General features: G+C 66.7%; 11 protein-coding genes. 10 read left to right on the top strand and 1 reads right to left on the bottom strand.

Annotated elements, in window-relative coordinates; translation table 11 throughout:
- Positions 1-6: 6 nt before the first annotated feature.
- Positions 7-1,104 carry a 3-deoxy-7-phosphoheptulonate synthase AroG gene (gene aroG / locus OEL49_RS02300; protein WP_014238452.1) on the bottom strand — a complete coding sequence of 366 codons (1,098 nt, stop codon included), beginning with the start codon at positions 1,102-1,104 and terminating at the stop codon, positions 7-9.
- 327 nt (positions 1,105-1,431) lie between these two features.
- Between aroG and OEL49_RS02295 the strand changes: the two genes are divergently transcribed.
- From OEL49_RS02295 to OEL49_RS02250, 10 genes are all read left to right on the top strand, one after another.
- Complete coding sequence (locus tag OEL49_RS02295; protein WP_165397461.1) at positions 1,432-2,466, top strand: efflux RND transporter periplasmic adaptor subunit; 1,035 nt, start codon at positions 1,432-1,434, stop codon at positions 2,464-2,466.
- An 82-nt stretch (positions 2,467-2,548) separates the two neighbouring features.
- Positions 2,549-3,823, top strand: coding sequence for an NAD(P)/FAD-dependent oxidoreductase (locus OEL49_RS02290; RefSeq protein ID WP_014238450.1), 1,275 nt, complete (start codon positions 2,549-2,551; stop codon positions 3,821-3,823).
- Positions 3,824-3,849: 26 nt separating this feature from the next.
- Complete coding sequence (locus OEL49_RS02285; protein WP_287873898.1) at positions 3,850-7,101, top strand: efflux RND transporter permease subunit; 3,252 nt, start codon at positions 3,850-3,852, stop codon at positions 7,099-7,101.
- Positions 7,098-7,307: a YgaP family membrane protein gene (locus OEL49_RS02280; RefSeq protein ID WP_014238448.1), complete on the top strand. Its 210-nt coding sequence runs from the start codon at positions 7,098-7,100 to the stop codon at positions 7,305-7,307. Before OEL49_RS02285 ends, OEL49_RS02280 begins: the two co-directional genes overlap by 4 nt.
- A gap of 127 nt (positions 7,308-7,434) precedes the next feature.
- Positions 7,435-9,084 (top strand): methyl-accepting chemotaxis protein, encoded by a 1,650-nt coding sequence (locus OEL49_RS02275; RefSeq protein WP_287873897.1) that lies wholly within the window; start codon positions 7,435-7,437, stop codon positions 9,082-9,084.
- A 141-nt stretch (positions 9,085-9,225) separates the two neighbouring features.
- A complete protein-coding gene (locus OEL49_RS02270) occupies positions 9,226-10,125 on the top strand; it encodes an NAD(P)-dependent oxidoreductase (RefSeq protein WP_287873895.1) in 900 nt (299 codons plus the stop codon).
- Between the two features lie 13 nt (positions 10,126-10,138).
- Positions 10,139-13,177, top strand: a complete 3,039-nt coding sequence (locus OEL49_RS02265) for a sensor domain-containing diguanylate cyclase (RefSeq protein WP_287873894.1) — start codon at positions 10,139-10,141, stop codon at positions 13,175-13,177.
- Positions 13,174-14,064, top strand: a complete 891-nt coding sequence (locus OEL49_RS02260) for an NAD(P)-dependent oxidoreductase (protein ID WP_152089660.1) — start codon at positions 13,174-13,176, stop codon at positions 14,062-14,064. Before OEL49_RS02265 ends, OEL49_RS02260 begins: the two co-directional genes overlap by 4 nt.
- A gap of 650 nt (positions 14,065-14,714) precedes the next feature.
- Entirely contained in the window at positions 14,715-15,413 is a 699-nt protein-coding gene (locus OEL49_RS02255; RefSeq protein WP_287873893.1) for a S1 family peptidase, read from the top strand.
- Between the two features lie 110 nt (positions 15,414-15,523).
- Positions 15,524-15,799 carry a WG repeat-containing protein gene (locus tag OEL49_RS02250; RefSeq protein WP_287873892.1) on the top strand — a complete coding sequence of 92 codons (276 nt, stop codon included), beginning with the start codon at positions 15,524-15,526 and terminating at the stop codon, positions 15,797-15,799.
- Positions 15,800-15,846: the final 47 nt, after the last annotated feature.

Here is a 15,846-nt window from a genome sequence, read left to right as displayed (position 1 = left end):
GGGCCCTTATTCCGTGGCTTCCACCAGGCGGCGCTCACGCACCGCCCGGGCCAGGATGTCCAGCACCCGCACCGAGTCTTCCCAGCCGATGCAGGCGTCGGTGACGCTCTTGCCGTATTCCAGGGGCTTGTCCGGGGTGATGTCCTGGCGGCCTTCCACCAGGTGGGATTCGACCATGACGCCGATGATGCGCTCGTCGCCGGCGGCAAGCTGGGTGGCCACGTCCTTGGCCACGTCCACCTGGCGCTCGAACTTCTTGCTGCTGTTGGCGTGGGAGAAATCCACCATCAGGCGGGCTGCCAGGCCGGCCGCGGCGATGTCCTTGCAGGCCGCATCCACGCTGGCCGCATCGTAGTTGGGGCCCTTGCCGCCGCGCAGGATGACATGGCAGTCCTCGTTACCGGCAGTGGAGACGATGGCCGAGTGGCCGCCCTTGGTCACCGAGAGGAAATGGTGGGGGGCGGAGGCGGAGCGGATGGCGTCTACGGCGATGCGCACATTGCCGTCGGTGCCGTTCTTGAAGCCCACGGGGCAGGAGAGGCCGGAGGCCAGCTCCCGGTGCACCTGGGATTCGGTGGTGCGGGCGCCGATGGCGCCCCAGGCGATCAGGTCCGCCGTGTACTGGGGGCTGATGGTGTCGAGGAACTCGGTGGCGCAGGAGAGGCCCAGCTCGTTGATGTCGAGCAGGATCTTGCGCGCCAGGCGCAGACCTTCGTTGATGCGGAAGGAGCCGTCCATGCGCGGGTCGTTGATAAGGCCCTTCCAGCCCACGGTGGTGCGGGGCTTTTCGAAATAGACGCGCATCACCACCAGCAGGTCGTCCTTGAGGCGCTCGGCTTCCTTCTGCAGGCGCTGGGCGTACTCCATGGCGGCTTCGTAGTCGTGGATGGAGCAGGGGCCGATCACCACCAGCAGCCGGTCGTCGGCGCCGTGCAGGATGCGGTGGATGCCCTGGCGGGCGCCGTAGGTGGTCTGGGCCGCCCGGTTGCTCACCGGATATTCGCGGAAGACGTGGGCCGGCGGCACCAGTTCCTTGATCTCGCGAATGCGCACATCGTCGGTGACGGGTTTGGTGGCGTGGGAGGCGGCTTTCAGGGACGTCATGGTACAGACCTCGGAACAGCAGCGCCCACAAGGGCGCCAGGCAATGGGAAAGCGCCCGATTCTACGCCAAAGCCCGCCTGGGGCGAAGGGCGGGGCTGTTTTGGCGGGGGCGACGAGGGCCCGCCGCCTACCTTTTGCGCTGTCGCTTTTCCCGGCCAGCCGGAAACGGCAATGACCGGTACTGCTGCCTGGCGATGCGCCATTCGTCGTCACGCATCATGCGCGTCCCCGCGGCGGAACCGACATGGCGGGCGGGACGTTCCCCCGAATGAGCCGAAAGCAATGCCCCGCTTGTCGATTCTCGAACATAAGTATATTCTTATATACATGAATACCTCATCCCTCTTCCTCCGTCGCTGCCTGAGCCTGGCCCTGTCGCTGGCGGTCGGGTCCGTCGTGGCTGCCGAAACGTCCCCGAGCGAGTTGCCGACCCGGGTGGTGCAGCCCCGGGAAGTGGCCCTGACGCTGCCGGCGGAGGGGGTGGTGGAAGCCCTATCCCAGGCCGTGGTGGCGGCCCAGGTGGCCGGCCGGGTGACCGAGATGCGGGTCGATGCCGGGCAGGCGGTGAAGAAGGGCGAAGTCATGCTGCGCCTGGACGTGCGCGAGGCGGCCGAGACTGCCGCCGGGGCCCAGGCTGCCCTGGTCAATGCCCGGGCCCAGTACGAGCGCAGCCGCAGCCTGCGACAGCAGAATTTCATCAGCCAGTCGGCCCTGGACAAGGCCAAGGCCGACCTGGACCTGGCCATGGCCAATGCCGGAGCCTCCGGCGCCAGCCAGAGCCACGGCACCATCACGGCGCCCATCAGCGGCCTGGTGGCGCGGCGCCACATCGAGCTGGGGGAAATGGCGGCCCAGGGCCGGTCCCTGGTGACCCTCTACGACCCGGCGGGCTTGCGCGTGACGGTGGAAATCCCCCAGTACCGGCTGAAGGAACTGAAGGGCGGCAAGGATCTGCAGGGCCGCATCGAATTTCCGGAGCTGCAGCGCCAGGTGGCGGCGGCCAAGGTGACCGTGCTGCCGGCGGCGGATGCCGCCACCCATACGGTCCAGGTGCGCCTCAACCTGCCCGGCGATGCCGCTTCCCTGCAGGATGTGCTGCCGGGCATGGCGGCCCGGGTCCATTTCGTCCTCGGCCGGGCGGTCAAGCTGACGGTGCCGGCCAGTGCCGTGGTGCGTCGCGGCGAGGTGGCCGGTCTCTATGTGCGCGACGGCCAGGGCCGTCTGTCCCTGCGCCAGTTGCGCCTGGGCCAGGCCGTCGGCGACGGCGAGGTGGAAGTGCTGGCGGGGCTGTCCGCCGGCGAGACCATCGTCCTCGATCCGGTCCGGGGCGGCATCGCCCTGAAGCAGGGCGCAGCCCGCTAGACCCCGGCAGCACGCGACTCCAGTTTCCCCAGAAGCGGCAGAAGACCGCTCATCCACGCACCACGCCAACGGAGGAGACACCATGGCGCACATCATCATCATCGGCGCGGGCCTGGGCGGCATGCCCATGGCCTACGAAATGCGCGAACTGCTGCGCAACGGCGACAGGCTCACCGTCGTCTCCAACCAGTCCCGCTTCCATTTCGTGCCGTCCAACCCCTGGGTGGCGGTGGACTGGCGCCAGCGCCAGGACATCGAGCTGGAACTGGCGCCCCTGCTGAGTCGCAAGGGCATTGCCCTGGTCCAGTGCGGCGCCCGCCGAGTGCATCCGGAGCGTAACCAGGTGGAGCTGGAGGACGGCAGCAGCCTGGACTACGACTTCCTCATCATCGCCACCGGCCCCCGTCTGGCCTTTGACGAGATCGAGGGCCTGGGGCCCCAGGGCCACACCCAGTCCATCTGCCACGTGGATCACGCCCAGCAGGCGGCCGAGAGCTGGAAAAGCTTCGTCGCCGCGCCCGGCCCGGTGGTGGTGGGGGCGGTGCAGGGCGCCTCCTGTTTCGGCCCGGCCTACGAATACGCCTTCATCATGGAAACGGACCTGCGCAAGCGCAAGATCCGGGACCGGGTGCCCATGACCTTCGTCACCTCCGAGCCCTACATCGGCCACCTGGGCCTGGGCGGCGTCGGCGACTCCAAGGGCATGATCGAGTCCATGTTCCGCCAGCGCCACATCAAGTGGATCTGCAACGCCAAGGTGAGCAGGGTGGAAGCCGGCAGGATGTTTGTGACCGAGCACGACGAGGAGGGCCAGCCGAAGAAGGAGCACGAGCTGCCCTTCAGCTACTCCATGATGCTGCCGGCCTTCAAGGGCGTGGAGGCGGTGTTCGGCATCGAGGGCCTGACCAATCCCCGGGGCTTCGTCCTCATCGACGAGCACCAGCGCAACCCGCGCTACCCCAACATCTTCTCCGTCGGCGTCTGCGTCGCCATCCCCCCGGTGGAGGCGACGCCGGTGCCCACGGGCACGCCCAAGACCGGCTACATGATCGAGTCCATGGTCACCGCCACGGCCAAGAACATCCGCGCCGTGCTGGACGGGCGTGAGCCCACCGAGAAGGCCACCTGGAATGCGGTCTGCCTGGCCGATTTCGGCGACTCCGGCGCCGCCTTCGTGGCCCTGCCCCAGATTCCGCCGCGCAACGTCAGCTGGTTCTCCGAGGGCAAGTGGGTGCATCTGGCCAAGGTGGCCTTCGAGAAGTACTTCCTGCGCAAGATGAAAACGGGGGCCACCGAGCCGGTCTATGAAAAGATCGTCATGGAGGCCCTGGGCATCATGAAACTGAAAGGCAAATAGCCCGGTTCGTCCGGGCCGACACAGACATGGGAATTTCCGGCCGTATCGCCCACACCTTCCAGGCGTCCCCCATGACGCCCCTGCTGGCCCTGGTGCTGCTGCTCCTCGGGTTGTTCGCCGTCCTGGTGACGCCCCGGGAGGAGGAGCCCCAGATCGACGTCACCATGGCCAACGTGGTGGTGCCCTTCCCCGGGGCATCGAGCAAGGATGTGGAAAACCTGGTGGCCACCCCGGGCGAGCAGGTGCTCTCGCGCATGACCGGGGTGGACCATGTCTTTTCCGTTTCCCGCCCGGGCATGGCGGTGATCACGGTGCAGTTCGAGGTGGGGGTGAAGAACCAGGATGCCCTGGTGCGCCTCTATGACACCGTCCATTCCAACCGGGACTGGCTGCCGGCCAACCTGGGCGTCGGCGAACCCATCGTCAAGCCCAAGGGCATCGACGACGTGCCCATCGTCTCCCTCACCTTCTGGACCCGGGACAGCCGCCGCTCCGCCTTCGAACTGCAGCAGATCGCCCGCTCCGCCGAGGTGGAATTCAAGCACCTGGCCGGCACCCGGGACGTCACCACCCTGGGGGGGCCGGACCACGTGATCCGGGTCGCCATGGACGCCGAGCGCATGAATGCCTACGGCGTCACCGCCCAGGACCTGCGCGACGCCCTGCAGATCGCCAACAACGAGCAGCCTTCGGGCCGCCTGGTGGAGGGCGGGCGGGAAATGCTGGTGCACACCGGCACCTTGATCGAATCGGCCCAGGACGTGAAGAACCTGGTGGTGGCCGTGCGCAGCGAAGGCAGCATCCGCAAGCCCGTGTTCCTGGCCGACGTGGCCACGGTGGAGGACGGTCCGGACCAGCCCAAGCGCTACGTCTGGTTCGGCGCCGGCCCGGCGGCGGCCCAGCGGGGCATCGCCGCGGGGAGCGAGGATGCTTCCCCGGACGGCACCTATCCGGCCGTCACCCTGGCCATTTCCAAGAAGCCCGGGGTCAATGCGGCGGATGTGGCCGATGCCGTCATCGCCCGGGCCGAGAGCCTCAAGGGCAGCCTCATCCCCGAGGGCGTGGAAGTCACCGTCACCCGCAACTACGGCGCCACCGCCACGGAGAAGGCCCAGAAGCTGATCGGCAAGCTGCTCTTCGCCACCGCCTTTGTCGTGCTGCTGGTGTTCTTCGCCCTGGGGCGGCGGGAGGCCCTCATCGTCGGCATCGCCGTCTCCCTGACCCTGGCCGCCACCCTGTTCGCCTCCTGGGCCTGGGGCTTCACCCTGAACCGGGTCAGCCTGTTCGCCCTTATCTTCTCCATTGGCATCCTGGTGGACGACGCCATCGTGGTGGTGGAGAACATCCACCGCTGGAAGCTGCTGCATCCCGAGAAGACCCTGCTGGAGCTGATCCCCGGGGCGGTGGACGAGGTCGGCGGCCCCACCATCCTGGCCACCCTGACGGTGATCGCGGCCCTCCTGCCCATGGCCTTCGTCACCGGCCTGATGGGGCCCTACATGAGCCCCATCCCCATCAACTCCTCCCTCGGCATGGCCATCTCCCTGGCCGTGGCCTTCATCGTCACTCCCTGGCTGGCGGCCAAGCTGCTGGCCCACGGCGGCGGCCACGGGGCCGACGACGGCAAGGTGGCGGGCAAGCTGGACCGGCTCTTCCACAAGGTGCTGCCGCCCTTCCTCGACGAGTGCAGCGGCGCCGCCGCCCGCAAGAAGCTCTTTCTCGGGGTGCTGGCGGCCATCTTCCTCTCCGTCTCCCTGGCGGTGGTGAAGCTGGTGGTGCTGAAAATGCTGCCCTTCGACAACAAGAGCGAATTCCAGGTGGTGCTGGACATGCCCGTGGGCACGCCCCTGGAAGAGACCGCCCGGGTGCTGAAGGACATCGGCGCCGTGCTGCAGCAGGTGCCGGAGGTGACCGACTACCAGGCCTACGCCGGCACCGCCAGCCCCATCAACTTCAACGGTCTGGTGCGCCAGTACTACCTGCGCAGCGAGCCGGAGATGGGCGACATCCAGGTCAATCTGGTGGACAAGCACCACCGCTCCCGCCAGTCCCACGAGATCGCCGTGGCGGTGCGGGCCGAGATCGAGGCGGTGGCCCGCCGCGCCGGCGGCAACGCCAAGGTGGTGGAAGTGCCGCCGGGGCCGCCGGTGATGAGCCCCATCGTGGCCGAGATCTACGGGCCGGAAGAGGCCGGGCGCATCGCCGTGGCCAAGCAGGTGCGCGGCGTCTTCGAGAAAGCTCCGGATTTCACCAGCGTGGACGACTCAGTCCAGGCCGATGCCGAAAAGACGGTGCTGCGGGTGAACCAGACCAAGGCGGCCCAGCTCGGCGTGGCCCAGAAGGACATCGTCGAGGTGGTGCGCATGGGCCTGGCCGGCGAGGACGTGACCCCGGCCCACAACCAGGATTCCAAGTACGAGATTCCGGTGCGCATCACCCTCCCGGCCGAGGTGCAGAGCAGTCTGGACGCCCTGCTGCGGCTCAAGGTGCGGGCCCGTTCCGGCGCCCTGGTGCCGGTCTCCGAGGTGGTGGAAGTGCGCCGCCTGGCCCGGGAAAAGGCCATCTACCACAAGGACCTGCTGCCCGTGGTGTACGTCTATGGCGACATGGGCGGCGACCTGGACTCGCCCCTCTACGGCATGTTCGCCGCCCGGGGCGACATCGTCGGCATGAACCTGGACGGCCTCAAGGGCGCCGGCGGCACCCTGGCCGACACCTTCATCCGCCAGCCGGCGGACCCCTATGCCGGCTTCTCCCTCAAGTGGGACGGGGAATGGCAGATCACCTACGAGACCTTCCGCGACATGGGCGCCGCCTATGGCGTCGGCCTGATCCTCATCTACCTGCTGGTGGTGGCCCACTTCAAGAGCTATGTGACGCCGCTGATCATCATGGCGCCGATTCCCCTCACCATCATCGGCGTCATGCCCGGCCACGCCCTGCTGCGCTCCCAGTTCACCGCCACCTCCATGATCGGCATGATCGCCCTGGCCGGCATCATCGTGCGCAACTCCATCCTGCTGGTGGATTTCATCAAGGAGGAAACGGCCAAGGGCATGCCCTTCAAGGAGGCCATCGTCACGGCCGCCGCCGTGCGCGCCAAGCCGATCGCCCTGACCGCCCTGGCGGCCATGCTGGGCGCCTTGTTCATCCTCGACGACCCCATTTTCAACGGGCTGGCCATCAGCCTCATCTTCGGCATCCTGGTTTCCACCCTGCTGACCCTGGTGGTGATCCCGGTGCTGTATTACGCCACTTTCAAGGAGCAACAACCATGACCTCGGAACGTCTCATCCGCATCTTCGCCGGCAGCTTCGTGCTGCTGTCCCTGGCCCTGGGGGTGGAAGCCAGCCCCCTGTTTGTCAATGCCAACTTCCTCTGGTTCACCGCCTTCGTCGGCGCCAACCTGCTGCAGAGCGGTTTCACCCGTTTCTGCCCTCTGGAAATGATGCTGCTGAAGGCCGGTGTGAAGCGTGGTGGCTGACCTAGGGAAACTCCCAGGTTGCTGATTAATATCCTGTTTTTCTATATTTTCCGGAACCTCCCGGCCGTATGATGGTCCTTTGCTCAGGCCGGATCATTCGGTCCTGACAACGATTCGGGGGGATTCCATGAAAAATGCCAGCATCCGCTGGAAGCTTCTGCTTCTGGCCGCCGTTGCCGTACTCACCCTGGTGGTCATGGGCGGATTTTCCGCCCTGCAGAGCAGCCACCTGAACCGCCAGATGGTCGGGGCCCTCGACCGCCAGCAGACCTACCTGGAGGCGGTCAATACCGCCCGGGGCGTCCAGGTCGCCTTCAAGATCCAGGTGCAGGAATGGAAGAACATCCTGCTGCGGGGCAAGGACGTCCAGGCCTTCGACAAGCACCTGGCCGGCTTCGACAAGGAGGAGGCCCAGGTCATCGCCGGCCTGGAGAAGCTGGACGGCCTGGCCCGTCGCCTGGGCATCGCCGACCGGCTCAAGGTGGCCGAGGCGGGCAGCACCTTCGCCAAGCTGGGGCCGGCCTACCGGGCGGCGCTGAAATCCTACGAACGCACCGCTGGCGATCCGGCGGCGACGGTGGACAAGCTGGTGCGGGGCATCGACCGGGAGCCGACCCAGATGATCGACGGGCTGGTGGCCCAGATCCAGTCGGCGGCCGCCGAGAACGGCGCCGCCGAGCAGGCCGCCGCGGCTGCCACCTACCGCACCATGCTGCTCTGGCTGGGGGCCTTCCTGGCCCTGGCGCTGGCGCTGCTGGCCGGTCTTTCCTTCTACCTGATCCGGGCCATCACCGGGCCGGTGCAACTGCTGGAAGGCACCATCACCCGCATTGCCGCCACCGGCGACCTGACCCAGCGGGTGGGCATCGACCAGCGCGACGAAATCGGCCGCATGGCGGCGGCCTTCAACGACATGATGGGCAAGATGCACTCCCTGGTGGGGCAGGTGGCGGCCTCGGTCCAGACCGTGGACCACACCGCCGGCGAACTGGCCCACACTTCCGGGCTGCTCAACGACGCCTCCCATGCCCAGTCCGAGTCCGTGGCCAGCAACGCCGCCGCCATTGAGGAGCTGACGGTGGCCATCGCCACCGTGGCCGAAGTGGCCGGCGACGTCCATGGCCAGTCCCAGGAAAGCGTCAGCTCCACCAACGCCGGCAGCCAGCAGGTGAGCGAGCTGGTGGCCGAGATTCACCGCATACGCGACACGGTGGATGACGTGGCCCGGGTGGTGGAGGACTTCGTGCACAGCACCAGCGCCATCACCCACATGACCCAGGAAGTGCGGGAGATCGCCGACCAGACCAACCTGCTGGCCCTCAACGCCGCCATCGAGGCGGCCCGGGCCGGGGAGGCGGGCCGGGGCTTCGCCGTGGTGGCCGACGAAGTGCGCAAGCTGGCGGAAAAATCCGGCGGCTCCGCCTCCGAGATCGCCCGCTTGGCCAGCGCCATCGTCAGTCAGACCGACCAGGTGCGGGCGGCGGTGGGGGCCGGGCTGCAATCCATCGAAGCCAGCGCCGGCCTGGCCGGCGGTGTCGAGGGCACCCTGGAGCAGGCCCGGGGCAAGGTGGAGCAGGCCAGCCGCGGGGTCGATGAAATCGTCCTCTCGGTGCGGGAGCAGCAGGTGGCCAGCACGGAAATCGCCCAGAACATGGAGCGCATTTCCTCCTCGGCGGAAGAGGCCAGCGAAGTGGCCGGGCAGATGAGCCAGTCCGCCGTGCAACTGCGTTCCGCCGCCGGCGGTTTGAGTACGGCCATCGCCGGCTTCCGCGTTTAGCTTTCGCCGCGAAAAAGATGGAAAGGCGCCCGCCCGGGCGCTTTTTTTCGTGCCGCGAGGGGGTTAAACTAACTATGACTTTAGTATGAAAGGCTGCCCACAGAGGCGGTTGCGGCTTACCCCATCACCAGAGGAAACAGTATGGAAATCGGCTTCATCGGTCTTGGCATCATGGGCCGCCCCATGGCTCTCAACCTGCTCAAGGGCGGTCACGGCGTCCATGTCTGGGCGCGCCGGCCCGACTCCATGGCGCCCCTGCTGGAGGCCGGTGCCGTCGGCTGCAGCAGCCCGGCGGCCGTAGCCGGCCAGGTCGAGGTGGTCATTTCCATGGTGGCCGATGCCCCCGACGTGGCGCAGGTGATGCTGGGCCCCGACGGCGTTGCCGCCGGCGCCGAGGGGGCCGGCAAGCACGGTCTGGTGGCGGTGGACATGAGCACCATCGCTCCCGCCGCGGCCCGCGATCTGGCCGCCAGGCTGCAGGCCCGGGGCGTGGACTTCGTCGATGCCCCGGTCTCTGGCGGCGAGGTAGGGGCCATTGCCGGCAGCCTTTCCATCATGGCCGGCGGTTCCGCCGAAGCCTTTGCCAAGGCCCTGCCGGCCTTCCTCTGCCTGGGCCAGAATGTGGTCCACGTGGGCGCCGCCGGCGCCGGCCAGGTGGCCAAGGCCTGCAACCAGATCGTCACCGGCATGGGCGTGCTGGCGGTGGCCGAAGCCTTCAACTTTTCCCGCCAGGCCGGGGTGGACCCGGCCAAGGTGCGCGAGGCCCTGCTCGGCGGCTTCGCCTACAGCCGCATCCTGGAGAACCACGGCCAGCGCATGCTGGAGCGCAACTTCAAGCCCGGCTTCAAATCCTGGATGCACCAGAAGGACCTCAATATCGTCATGCAGAGCGCCCACGAACTGGGCCTGTGCCTGCCCGGTGCCGCCGCCACGGCCCAGATGTTCAACGCCATGGTCGGCTCCGGCCTGGGGGAGGAGGATTCGGTGGCGGTGCTGAAACTGCTGGAGCGCCTTTCCGGCCGGACCGACGGGGCCGACTGAGAACCCGCCGGCCATGCCCAAACCCTTGTTCCCGGGGCGCCGCTGGCCCGTCGCGCTGCTGCTCATGGTGGCGGCGGCCCTGGCCCTGATCTGGACCTTCCTGCTGCGGGAAAACCGCCTCTTCGCCGAGGAGCGGCAGCAGCGCTTCGAGGCGGAGCGCCGGGTGGTGGCCGACCTGGTGGCGGAAAACCTGCTGCGCCAGCTGCAGCGCCTGGACGACGTGCTCCTGCTCCTGCGCAGCGAATATGTGGCCGAGCGCAAGTCAGTCGACACCACCATCGCCCTGCTGCGCCAGGGTTCCCTGCAGGAGCTGGGGGCCCGGGTCACCGTCATCGACCGGGACGGCTACGTCGCCACCTCCGATGCCCCCCGCCGTCCCGGCGAGCGGGTCTATCTGGGGGACCGGGACAACTACATCCATTTCTCCAGCGGCGGCCGCGACAGCCTCTACATCAGCGGGCCGGTCCAGGGGCGCATGACCGGGGCGCCGGGGGTGCAGCTGTCCCGCCCCATCTTCGATGCCCGGGGCCAGTTTGCCGGGGTCGTCGCCTTCTTCATGGAGCCGCGCCAGCTCACCGCCTTCGTCCAGCACCAGGACCTGGGGCCGGACGGGGTGTTGACCCTGTATTCCGCTGCCGGCAAGGTCCTGGGCCGCTCCCGGGAAATGGAAAAGCACCTGGGCAAGCAGCTCAGCGACGAGTTGTTCGGCCCCTTCAAGAAAAGCTCCCACGGCCTGGTCACCCGGGTTTCGGCCCTGGACGGCATCACCCGCACCGTCGCCTACCGCTGGCTGGACCGCTATCCCATGCTGGTGATGGTGGCCGTGTCGCCCCGGGGCCTGGAGGAGGAACTGCTGGCCCAGCGCAACGCCAACCTGCGCAAGGGTATGCTGCTGTCCCTGCTGGTGCTGCTGTGCGGCGGCGCCGTCGCCTTCTACCAGCTGCGCCGGGACCGGCTCGAAACCATGCTGGCCCGGGAGCGGGGCCATTTCATCGAAGCCCAGCGGGTGGCCAACCTGGGCAGTTGGGAGCGGGATATTCCGGGCAACCAGGTGTGGTGGTCCGACGAGACCTACCGCATCCTGGGCTATCTGCCGGAGAGCCAGAATCCCTCCCTGCAGGCCTTCCTGGCCCGGGTCAATCCCCGGGACCGCAAGCGCATCGAGGTCAACTTCGCTCAGGTGCGGGAGCAGGGCGGTTCCCTCGACATCGCCTGCCGCCTGCTGTTGCCGGGCAATGTGGAGCGCTACGTGCACCTGGGTGGTCGCGCCGAACGGGACGAAAACGGGCGCCCCAGCCGCCTCACCGGCACCTTGCAGGACGTCACCGACTACATGAACATGCAGCAGGCCCTGGCCGATGCGGAGGAGCGCTGGAAGTTCGCCCTGGACGGGGCCGACGCCGGGGTCTGGGACTGGTTCGTGGCGGACAACCGGGCCTATTTCTCGCCGCGCTGGAAGGCCATCCTGGGCTACCGGGACGAGGAACTGCCGAGCCGCCACGAGGAGTGGCTGGAGCGCCTGCATCCGGACGACCGGGAACGGGCCATGGCCGCCGTCACCGACCATTTCGCCGGGCGCACGCCGGTGTACGAGATGGAATTCCGCCTGCGCCACAAGGACGGCAACTACCGCTGGGTGCTGAGCCGGGGCAAGGTCTGCGCCCGGGACCCGGAGGGCCGGCCCCTGCGCATGCTCGGCATCATCTCCGACATCTCGGCGCGCAAGCAGGCCGAACTGGACCTGGCCCGCAGCGAGGCCATGCAGCGTTCCCTGGTCTCGGCCATGGCCGAGGGGGTGGTGGTGCAGGACCAGACGGGCAAGATCGTTTCCGCCAACGCCTCGGCCCGGCGCATTCTGCGCATCGGCGAGAACCTGGTGGGCCTGGATTCCACCGACCCGGAATGGCAGGCGGTGCGGGAGGACGGCAGCCCCTTCCCCGGCCGCGACCATCCGGCCATGGTCACCCTGCGCACCGGCGTCTCCTGCGACAACATCATCATGGGCCTGCGCCGGCCCGACGCCGGCCTCATCTGGCTCAGCGTGAACAGCCGGCCCCTCAACTTCGCCGACGAGCGGCAGCCCTTCGCCGTCGTCACCTCCTTCGCCGACATCACCGAGATCAAGGCGGCGGAACTCTCCAGCCGCATCTACCGGGACGTGCTGGAACGGGCCGGCCGGGCCATTCTCATCACCGACGGCGACGGCACCATCAACAACGTGAACTCCGCCTTCGTCAGCCTCCTCGGTTACAGCCGGGAGGAGTGCCTGGGCCGGCGCACCGGCTTCTTCCGCTCCAACCGCCACAGCCCGGAATTCTTCTCCCGCATGTGGCAGGCCCTGAAAACCCGGGGCGAGTGGCGCGGCGAAATCTGGAACCGGCGCAAGACCGGCGAAGCCATCCTGGTGGAGCTGGACATCCGCTCCGTCACCGACGCCCAGGGCGGGGTGCGCCAGTTCGTCGCCGTGTACCAGGACGTCACCGAACTGCGCCGCAGCCAGGAGGAAATGTGGCGCCTGGCCCACCATGACCCCCTCACCGGCCTGCCCAACCGCTCCCTCTTCCTCGAGCGCCTGGATCAGGCCCTGGCCCACGCCCGGCGCCAGGGCGAGCGGCTGGGCCTGCTCTACATGGACCTGGACGGCTTCAAGAGCGTCAATGACACCTACGGCCACCAGGCCGGCGACACGGTGCTGCAGGAGGTGGGGCGCCGCCTGCAGAATGCCGTGCGCACCAGCGACACGGTGGCCCGCCTGGCCGGCGACGAATTCGCCGTACTCCTCGCCCACCTCTCCGTCGAGGACGATCTGGAGCGGGTGATGGGCGAGATCGAAAACGCCGTCGCCCGCCCGGTGATGTGGCAGGGCCAGGAACTGCGGGTCGGCGTTTCCATCGGCAGCGCCGTCTTCCCCGACCAGGCCGACGTGGCCGAATCCCTCATCGGCGCCGCCGACCAGGCCATGTACCTGGCCAAGCAGCAGCACCGCCAGGCCGCCGGCCCCGGCGGCGCCCCATCCCCATCCTCATCCCCTCAATCACTGCATTCCACATGACCGCCAGCTCCTCCGCCAAACCCGCCGTCGGCTTCATCGGCCTCGGCGTCATGGGCCGCCCCATGGCCGGCCACCTGCTCGACGCCGGCTATCCCCTCACCGTGTGGGGCCGCCGTCCCGCCAGTACTGAGCCCCTGGCCGAAATGGGCGCCGCCGTCGCCGCCACCCCGGCCGAGGTCGGGCGCCGGGCCGAGATCGTGTTCACCGTGGTCACCAGCGGCAGCGACGTCAAAAGCGTGGTCCTCGGCGAAGCCGGCCTCATCGAAGGCCTGGCCCCCGGCAGCGTGGTGGTGGACATGAGCACCATCGCCCCCGGCGATGCCCGGGAGATCGCCGCCGCCCTGGCCGCCCGGGGCATCCACTTCCTCGACGCCCCCGTTTCCGGCGGCGAGCAGGGCGCCATCCACGCCACCCTGGCCATCATGGCCGGCGGCGACGCCGCCGTACTGGAGCGGGTGCGGCCCCTGCTGCTGCGCCTGGGCAAAACCGTGGTGCACATCGGCGACAACGGCGCCGGCCAGGTGGCCAAGGCCTGCAACCAGATGATCATGGTGGCCGCCATCCAGGCCTGCGCCGAAGCCATGCACCTGGCCGCCGCCAGCGGCGTGGACACCTCCCGCCTGCGCGAAGCCCTGCTCGGCGGCTCCGCTGGCAGCCGGGTGCTGGAGGTGATGGGCGAGCGCATGGCGGAGCGGGACTTCGCCGCCGGCATCGAGGCCCGGCTGCACCACAAGGATTTCGGCATCCTCCTGGCCGAGGCCCACGCCCTGGGTGCGCCCCTGCCGGTGGCGGCCCAGGTGGGCCAGCAACTCAACGCCCTGATGGGGCAGGGCATGGGCAAGGACGACACCTCCTCCCTGCTGCGGGTGCTGGAGGGGAAGGGGTAGTTTCGACGGTGTTGATCTGATCCGGGCATTGGCCCGGGAGGCAATGAGGACGGGCGTTTCCACCGGGGTATGGTGGGGATGGCCGTCTTTTTTGTTTGGTGGCGGGGTGGGGGGGGGCTTTGTTACTGGGGGATTGGTTGGGCGTGGGTTGTTGATTTTGCGGCTGGGTTCCGCTCCGCCGCGCGTGTTCCTTTTCTTGCTTCCCCAAGAAAAGGAACCAAAAGAAGGGGAACCCTCACCCCCGGCCCTGCGGGCTTCCCTGCGCTGCTCAGTCGGTCGGGGCGGCTGCGGAACTCGGTCCCTGCGGGACCTCAAACAGTCCTCGCCGAAAGCCCCCCGCCCGCCTTGCGCTGCTCGGCGGGGGTGGAAGGGGATGGAAAGCCGGTGGCGTAGCGAAGGTGTTCTCACCGGTTTGGGGTGGGTGATTTAGGTTATTGGGATATGCGATTTGCAACTTTTGGTTGCGGTGTGGGTGTGCCGACGGTAACTTTGAGGCTGTCCGGTTTCACGGATTTTTAGTGGGGCCAGTAAACGGAAGGTTTGCTGAATCCGTTGCGGGACAATCGATTTGGCTGTCCGGTGTTCCAGGATATTGGACAGTCCCATTTTTATTGGACGTTTTTGTCGTCTACTACTAGTTAGAGCCACCTATGTTTAAGCAATCGGATGCCATTCGAGACTACGTATTTCCAATCGCGTCTGCCGAGATGCAGGGTGATAGCGTAGCTGTAAAGCGCGTTCTTGGAACCGCGTTCCTTATTGGAAGCCAAGGCTTTGCACTGACGGCAAAACATGTAATCGCCGGTTCCGAAGCTGAAAGACTGGTTGCAATATTTGCGCTTCAGTCTGGTGGCTGGTTCGGATATGAAATAACCGCCCGAGAAGTACATTCCACTGAAGATGTTGCGCTAGTTAAGCTTGATGGCTCTCCATGGAAATCGTTCTTTCGCCTAAGCAACTCGGTGGAGCATGCCTCTTGCAAGTATCGGCTTTTTGGTTACCCCGATGACGCCACTTTCGAGTTGGTAGCAGGCAATCAAGCTGTAGTGCGTCCCGATCTTGTGTATAACGAAGGCTACGTTCGCAGGCGCTATACCGGCGAATTGCCTGCAATACAAGGAACTTCATTTTTTGAGCTTAGCGAGATTGCAGGCACCGGCGCTTCTGGTGCTCCGGTATGCAAAATTACTGCGCCTACTTGGGACGTAATCGGAATCTATGTTGGTGAAAAAATTAACGACAGGGCAACTTCTGTTTCCTACGCTGTCCGCGAAGAATCATTCCGTAGCTGGGTTCCTGGAATATTGGGCAAGTCGGTACTTGAAGAGTCACAGAATGTTACCGTCTAGCTCTAACATGGCGCTCAACCCCGCTCCTTTCAGTTGCTGGACGCTGCGCGATAAAGCCGCGCAGCGTCGGTTAGCTCTACGTTGGGCCTTACTTCAATCAAGGAGATCACATGCTTAAGAAGTTTGCAGTTGCTGCACTTTCCATTTCACTCCTCACGCTCGGCGGGTGCAAATCAACCGGCCCGAAATACCAGAACGTTCGTTCCTATAGCGAAGGTTTAGCTCCGGTGCAGGTAAGCAATGGGAAGTGGGGCTTCATCAATGAGAAACAGCAATGGGTCATCCAGCCGAAATTTGAAGATGCAAAAGAATTTCAAAACGGGAAAGCCGCTGCCAAGCTGAACGGCAAATGGGGCTTCATCAATAAGCGCGGTGAGTGGCTGTAGCGTGCTCTATCATTCAAGCGTGCGCCGTCTCACCAGCGCCGACTTTT

The sequence above is a fragment of the Azospira sp. genome (genome assembly GCF_030247495.1).
In the GTDB taxonomy this organism is placed as follows: Bacteria; Pseudomonadota; Gammaproteobacteria; order Burkholderiales; family Rhodocyclaceae; genus Azospira; species Azospira oryzae.
This window is presented reverse-complemented; position numbering and strand designations above follow the sequence as displayed.

Bases quoted from the DNA above. Each gene is read 5' to 3' on its own strand.
- OEL49_RS02275 (WP_287873897.1), top strand. From the start codon at position 7,435: ATGAAAAATGCCAGCATCCGCTGGAAGCTTCTGCTTCTGGCCGCCGTT.
- OEL49_RS02265 (WP_287873894.1), top strand. From the start codon at position 10,139: ATGCCCAAACCCTTGTTCCCGGGGCGCCGCTGGCCCGTCGCGCTGCTG.
- aroG (WP_014238452.1), bottom strand. From the start codon at position 1,104: ATGACGTCCCTGAAAGCCGCCTCCCACGCCACCAAACCCGTCACCGAC.
- OEL49_RS02280 (WP_014238448.1), top strand. From the start codon at position 7,098: ATGACCTCGGAACGTCTCATCCGCATCTTCGCCGGCAGCTTCGTGCTG.
- OEL49_RS02255 (WP_287873893.1), top strand. From the start codon at position 14,715: ATGTTTAAGCAATCGGATGCCATTCGAGACTACGTATTTCCAATCGCG.
- OEL49_RS02290 (WP_014238450.1), top strand. From the start codon at position 2,549: ATGGCGCACATCATCATCATCGGCGCGGGCCTGGGCGGCATGCCCATG.
- OEL49_RS02250 (WP_287873892.1), top strand. From the start codon at position 15,524: ATGCTTAAGAAGTTTGCAGTTGCTGCACTTTCCATTTCACTCCTCACG.
- OEL49_RS02260 (WP_152089660.1), top strand. From the start codon at position 13,174: ATGACCGCCAGCTCCTCCGCCAAACCCGCCGTCGGCTTCATCGGCCTC.
- OEL49_RS02285 (WP_287873898.1), top strand. From the start codon at position 3,850: ATGGGAATTTCCGGCCGTATCGCCCACACCTTCCAGGCGTCCCCCATG.
- OEL49_RS02270 (WP_287873895.1), top strand. From the start codon at position 9,226: ATGGAAATCGGCTTCATCGGTCTTGGCATCATGGGCCGCCCCATGGCT.
- OEL49_RS02295 (WP_165397461.1), top strand. From the start codon at position 1,432: ATGAATACCTCATCCCTCTTCCTCCGTCGCTGCCTGAGCCTGGCCCTG.